General features: G+C 58.0%; 8 protein-coding genes. 6 read left to right on the plus strand and 2 right to left on the minus strand.

Annotated features, from left to right (window positions below; genetic code table 11):
- Together P3T21_RS37995 and P3T21_RS38000 are read right to left on the minus strand one after the other, a co-directional pair.
- Nucleotides 1–201: hypothetical protein (locus tag P3T21_RS37995; RefSeq protein WP_429260988.1), on the minus strand; the 201-nt coding region annotated here is incomplete at its 3' end.
- Between the two features lie 584 nt (nucleotides 202–785).
- Nucleotides 786–1,103: a hypothetical protein gene (locus P3T21_RS38000; RefSeq protein WP_429260989.1), complete on the minus strand. Its 318-nt coding sequence runs from the start codon at nucleotides 1,101–1,103 to the stop codon at nucleotides 786–788.
- A gap of 596 nt (nucleotides 1,104–1,699) precedes the next feature.
- On the opposite strand from P3T21_RS38000, the gene P3T21_RS38005 reads away from it, so the two are divergent.
- The 6 genes from P3T21_RS38005 to P3T21_RS38030 all read left to right on the plus strand — a co-directional run bounded on the left by P3T21_RS38005 (nucleotide 1,700) and on the right by P3T21_RS38030 (nucleotide 5,555).
- Nucleotides 1,700–1,960, plus strand: a complete 261-nt coding sequence (locus P3T21_RS38005) for a transcriptional regulator (protein WP_429260990.1) — start codon at nucleotides 1,700–1,702, stop codon at nucleotides 1,958–1,960.
- Nucleotides 1,961–2,842: 882 nt separating this feature from the next.
- A complete protein-coding gene (locus tag P3T21_RS38010) occupies nucleotides 2,843–3,079 on the plus strand; it encodes a hypothetical protein (protein ID WP_429260991.1) in 237 nt (78 codons plus the stop codon).
- Nucleotides 3,080–3,284: 205 nt separating this feature from the next.
- A complete protein-coding gene (locus P3T21_RS38015) occupies nucleotides 3,285–3,560 on the plus strand; it encodes a hypothetical protein (protein ID WP_429260992.1) in 276 nt (91 codons plus the stop codon).
- Nucleotides 3,561–3,816: 256 nt separating this feature from the next.
- Entirely contained in the window at nucleotides 3,817–4,221 is a 405-nt protein-coding gene (locus tag P3T21_RS38020; RefSeq protein WP_429260993.1) for a type II toxin-antitoxin system HicB family antitoxin, read from the plus strand.
- Nucleotides 4,222–5,031: 810 nt separating this feature from the next.
- The gene (locus tag P3T21_RS38025) at nucleotides 5,032–5,280 is read left to right on the plus strand and encodes a hypothetical protein (RefSeq protein WP_429260994.1); all 249 of its coding nucleotides are present in this window, start codon (nucleotides 5,032–5,034) and stop codon (nucleotides 5,278–5,280) included.
- A gap of 68 nt (nucleotides 5,281–5,348) precedes the next feature.
- On the plus strand, nucleotides 5,349–5,555 hold the full coding sequence (locus P3T21_RS38030; protein WP_429260995.1) for a hypothetical protein: 207 nt from the start codon (nucleotides 5,349–5,351) through the stop codon (nucleotides 5,553–5,555).
- The last annotated feature ends 58 nt before the right edge of the window (nucleotides 5,556–5,613 follow it).

Here is a 5,613-nt window from a genome sequence, read left to right on the forward strand (position 1 = left end):
CCAGGTTAGCCGCCAGTCGCTCCCCATCGAGCGGACGAGATTTGCGTCGGCCAGCAGGTTCAACTGATACCCCACACCCCTGTTCGAAACATCGAACGCATCCTTGAGCGCGCTTTCAATCTCAAATTCGCTGAGGTGCGCGGATTTGTTTTCCTCGAGAGTCTTCAGTATTGCGAATGCCAGATTCATATCGCGTTTCACGATCCCCTCCTGTCACAGATAGGACATACCTCGAAACGGCGCCACGGATACAACCTCAGCGCAATCATACCGGGTGTGGCTTGCTGCACGGCTCTTTGTGCTTTCGCACAGTTCCACGAAAAGGGGGCACGACGCGAGCCGCGCAGGTCCACGATCGACGTTCATTAGATGGAAAGCCACCGGATGTTCCATCTAACTGAGAAGTTGTGGCCGACCAGGCATAATCCCGTGCGGTCGTCCGGCATCGTGTGCCTGATTGCTTTTTCCGTGCTCGTCGCGAGTGGCTTCGCGCAGTGACTGCGACAGATCCCCGGCTGGCTTCTGCGCCGGCCTTGAAACCGGCTTTGTGCCCGACACGGATAAGGGTACATCGATAGAGCGTGTTTCATTGTGTTCCGAAAGGAGTCTCCGGGACGCAGGCATCGAAGTACACGGCGAGCCCCCTCTTCTCGCCGGTGGGGGGCTGATTGCAGAGCTGACCGGCGGCGCCGCAATCAATGTGATTCCGGGTTCCCAACAGGCTCACGCCACGGTCCGAACGCGCAGGGTGAATTTCAACACCAGTCGCGAGCGCCGCCTGGGATTCAACGCTTGGGTCCCCTCATACCCTCGGTTTCCATCGCAGCATTCCGCTCTTCGCAGGCTTCAATGGGTTCCATGGTCTCGTCGATAGAAGCTGTCGCGCGTTCTGTGGCCGCCTTCGTTTCGTCGACGGTGGAGCCGAGTCCTCCGTCGTCGTCGCTCGGGGGCTGCAGCATGTCTCGAAGCATGGCCTGCAACTCCGGCGTGTCCCACGGCGCGCCATGCTGCTCTTTCTTCTTTATGTAGTGCCTGACTTCTGCGTCCTGCTCCGGCGTCAGTGGAAGACCGCGAAATGTGCTTTGGGGGGTAGCGTCGGTCATGGTATTGCTCCGGAATTTATCCCATTTTGAGTGTAGCCCCGTTGTGGCCAACGAGCCTCAACTATCGGCCTGCTTATGGACTGATCCGTCCATTCGCATCCGCCCGTCCAGCGAGCGGACGTTGCTGCCGGCACAGATACGAGCCCGGGCGCTTTGCGCAATTGCTGCTGATAGCGGCACCGTGCAAACAGGCCCCGGGCGGGACAACCTCACGCGATGACATGGTTCAGCGTAGCGGCGTTACGCAGAAGGGACATACCTCGAGCGTGGCTTTGCGTCTTTTGCGGTACCGACAGGCGGTTTCGACCACTCATGGCGATGCGCACACCGATGCAAATTGCGACGGGTCATGAAGGATGCCAGGAACTATGACAAAACTGTCCGGACAGTTTTCCATCGAGCACGTGCACAAAAGCTGTACGCTGGTGATTCCCGACTGCGACCGGATCGGATCCAGATGAGCGCATGGCATTCGGCTTTCACAACCTCAGCCGCAGCTACGACGCACTCGGGCACTGCGTAACGTTCTGGGGTTATGACGACGTCGTGAAGCGGACCACGAATATCGGCGTGTCGGACAGACGGGAGGGCGGAAGATGCAACTGATCGAAGCGGATGAACGTCAGGCTTTCCTGGCGACCTTGCAGCGCAAGGGACTGGCAGAAGGTGAATTCGAACTGCTGGAAACGGATACGACTGACCCCAAGGGCGACGAGAACGTCGGCCTGCAGGGATATGTCACCGTAACCAGACTATCAACACACATTGCGAGGGAATACCCCATCGGATTCGAAACCGGTTGGGTGCAGCATTTCAGACAGGATCTCGAAGCTGGCGTCTTCGATAAGGCGGAATGAGATCCCGCATCTTATTGGGCTGCAGGTAAGAGTTGACCGGCCACCCGGTGCGGGTATCAGCCTGGTAGCAAGCATACTCACGCCCTGCGCGTGCATCCGGAAGAACAACTCCTTCGGGCGCGTCGCCAATGTCGCCCCCACGGCTTCGCAGGCGGTTGCGAAGCCTCACTACGGTTGACGGCGGGCGATAGGCGGCAGGCGTGTGCCGACCCAAAGCTGGAACTGACGAGACCAAAATGGACATTCGCGCGCCAACTCACGAACGCACGGTGCGCCAGGTGGCAACACTTACGCCTCGGGGGAACAGGTCGCCCGCAACAAAGGATCAGTACCCCGACGCAATCTCACGGTACGCATGCGTTTTTCGCCCGGAGTCAGTCACTCGGGATCGAAGCCCGATTTCATCCCTCGCCGCGACGAACTCAATTCGCCAGTTGATATCGGCAGACGGCTGCGGTTCAAGCTCAGTACGCGCGAGTTGCATTGGCACGCGCCCAGCACACTTGCCCTTTTGAAAGCACAGTTGTCTCGCGGCCGCCGAGAATGACTGGCACCATGGCGCCGCTGAGAAGAATCGGACGCTCCTTCCTGCGGGGTTCTCCAACGTATCTCTGTCGGTAGGTGATCATGGGATTCGCGAATACGGGGAAGCCACGGGCGGTAGGCCAGACTGCCGGGCAAGCGGGCGGCTATGTTTGGATGATTCCGCTCCTGAACCTTACCCCCTGCGAACTCATGAGATCGATTGTTTCTGGGGAGAATTTCGCGACAGAGTCCGCCGCAAAAGATTCGGGCGACGCGCGCGAGAAGGCGACGGCCGAAGAAAAGTTGGTCCACCATTGATTTGCCCGTCTTGCGGCGGTGCGGGAACCGGAGGCTTTCATGCAACGAACAGTCGAATATCGCGGATTCGAAATTCACGTCGATTTGATGTCCACGTCAGAGGACATGTTCGACGTCTGGTTTCGTATCGAAGGCCCCGTCAGGCCTCCCGGCGTAGCAGCGCTCGGCGAGCGTATCAAGATCCAGGGCGGACCGTTTTCCCGTCGCTGGGCCTACTTTGTTGCGGAGATCGCCGGCCAGGCCGCTATCGACGTAATCCTTGGCCCCGCTGAGTAGACGCAAAATCAGGGCGCGTCGTACCTCGCATGAGGGCCTGACACGCTCCGCGTGTCCTGCCTTTCGTCGCGTGCCACGACTCCTCGAAAGCCACAATGGAGGCGATCATGGCTGGCATCCTGGAAGGCGTAAAGCTGCACAATTGCGGTCAGGCCGTTCCGTTCGGCTTGACGTCCATCCGATCGTCTGCGCGGTGCCCTGTAGCGTGCTGCTTGTTGTGGCGGGGTACGCGCCGCAGCCGCCAGCGCCTATCCTGCCAGTTGTCTACACCAAGGCCGTCGAGGTGAAGACATACATTCTTGTGCCGTGTATCGACAGGATACCGACCGTGCCGGTGTCCCTGGACGGTGCAGATCTGCTGGTCGAACCGAACGGCGTGGCCGTTGACCGGCCATGGTGGGTTCACATTCAGCGTTGGAACTGGGAGAACGAGTTGACGGCGCTGCTGTCGGCCCGTGTCGCTCGCCCCGTACATCGGTAGAAAGCAGCCCATCCATTCGGATGATCCAGTCAGAACACAGGGCGCCATCTGAACAGATCACCCTGTGCATATGCGGTTTCTGGCTTTGCTTGATGAAGCGTCGACATGACACGAGAAAGTCATTGCGTATTCGTACATGAAGCGTCTAATGAAGCATGCGTGCAGACTTCATTGGCTGTCGCTCATATAAAAAACACCCCCAGCATAGCGTTGCGCAGTGAGCGTCAGTCGGCGCTCCGCTCGCAAGGAGCAGGTCATGCAATATCCGCTGTATGTCCACCGGGATAGCAATACTGGCTTTCGCGCCAGTTTCCCCGACTTTCCGAACGCCGATGCGAGTGGCGATTCGTTTGACGAACTGACGCGCAATGCTCAGGCGGTAGTGGAGTTGATGTATGACCACAGCGAGCAGCTCATACCCGCACCCACCTGCAATACATCGGAATTGCATGCGCTCGACATGGATGACGGCGAAGGAATCTGGATGTTTGTCGATATCAACCTCGCGCGGGTTACCTCGAAAGCCGTGGGCCTTCAACTCAGCCTGCTTGAGAGCCTGCTTCAGCAAGTCGATGCAGCAGCAAAAGAACGTCACATGACACGCTCCGCGTTCATCACACTGGCTGCCGTGCATGAACTGGAGAATCGACAAGGCGAGTAATCGTCCTGCTGGCCGGCCTCCTGGCGGGCTTTCGCCGATGCGTGACACCCGTCACGCTGCGACGGGCGTTACAACTTGAATCCGAACTTGCGATGTTGCGCCTCGTCTCAACTATGAAGGCGGCGGCAATAGCCGATTGGCGAACCGGTAGGTCTCACAGTGGGAGAGCAGCATGATAGATGACCAGGTGAATGCGGAAGAACTAGCAGAAAGCAAGAATCAGAGAGAAGCAGCAGAGACCGCGACCGATGATTGTATGCCGGTCGTGCCGGAAAGTAAGGCCAGAGATGTTGAGGTGATTCAGTACAGGACACCGAAACAATGGGTGAAACACTCGAGGAAGTGGGCAGGAGCGAGAGGTTCCCCCATGCAATCGAGATGGTCGGTGATGGTTGGGCGGAAGCCTGATCTGCCTTGACATGGCGGAATTGGCGAGACCGGCGAAGCTCCGGATTTTTGATTTCCGGGACGCAGAACGCTTTTGATTGGAAATCCGTGATCGGGCATCGCACCTTGACTACAGGCCGCGGCTGCGAGAAAAGAAGCGTACGAAACAAGGATCGGTGAATGACAATCGCCGCTTTTATTTCTCTGGTCACCTAAGATATAAGCATGGTTCTGACCTCAAAGGAGGCTGCCATGAGCCAGTCAATGGTCAGTTTTGTAGTGGGGATCGTGGTGCTGCTATGCGTCGCAATATTCGTAGCAACACGGTACAGGCGAGAACACAAGGACGAACCGGTTGCCCGTTGGCTAGACGCGCATCCGATTCGCGACTGGATGCGCCATAAGCACTGAACGACACAAAATATGATTTTTGAAGCGCTGGAGTACGCGAGTGCTAATTCTCTACCGCGTAGTCTGTCGCCCGGTGTAAATCGAGAACAAACTGAAAAGGATGATATGACGTACGCAATGTGGGGCATCCTGATCGGGATGGTGCTGATGTCCGGCGCGTCGCTGCAGCGATATAGGCACAGCCGCCAGCGGAAGCGGGAGATCCAGTGGCTGGATGAACGCCATGTATTGGACAGGCTACGCAAGCAATTCGGATTGTAGCCCCGGAAATGACGCGCGCTCGGCAGATTGCAACGTTGCAAAGACTGTTTCCTGGAGGAGTTAACGAAATGGCCTTGAATTACGCAGGCAGGTCGCACGATGAAGCCGTGGCAGCTCAGCACAAGCAGAAACAAAAGGCACAGGAACAAGCGGGCGGCGAGATGGCGATAGAAGGGACGGAGGCCGACGCGGAGCATAGCTGCGGCGAACTCTCCGAGCGGGGCAAGCAGGTATGGCGAAGTGGAAGCGGGATCAACGGCGGGGGGAAGGAGTGATGTGGCCTTGTCGATCCGGAGCGATGCGGGCGGAGTAATGCATTTCGCGCCACATCGC

The organism is Paraburkholderia sp. GAS334, from assembly GCF_050436625.1.
Taxonomy (GTDB): Bacteria; Pseudomonadota; Gammaproteobacteria; order Burkholderiales; family Burkholderiaceae; genus Paraburkholderia.

Bases quoted from the DNA above. Each gene is read 5' to 3' on its own strand.
- P3T21_RS38000 (WP_429260989.1), bottom strand. From the start codon at position 1,103: ATGACCGACGCTACCCCCCAAAGCACATTTCGCGGTCTTCCACTGACG.
- P3T21_RS38010 (WP_429260991.1), top strand. From the start codon at position 2,843: ATGCAACGAACAGTCGAATATCGCGGATTCGAAATTCACGTCGATTTG.
- P3T21_RS38030 (WP_429260995.1), top strand. From the start codon at position 5,349: ATGGCCTTGAATTACGCAGGCAGGTCGCACGATGAAGCCGTGGCAGCT.
- P3T21_RS38025 (WP_429260994.1), top strand. From the start codon at position 5,032: ATGATTTTTGAAGCGCTGGAGTACGCGAGTGCTAATTCTCTACCGCGT.
- P3T21_RS38020 (WP_429260993.1), top strand. From the start codon at position 3,817: ATGCAATATCCGCTGTATGTCCACCGGGATAGCAATACTGGCTTTCGC.
- P3T21_RS38005 (WP_429260990.1), top strand. From the start codon at position 1,700: ATGCAACTGATCGAAGCGGATGAACGTCAGGCTTTCCTGGCGACCTTG.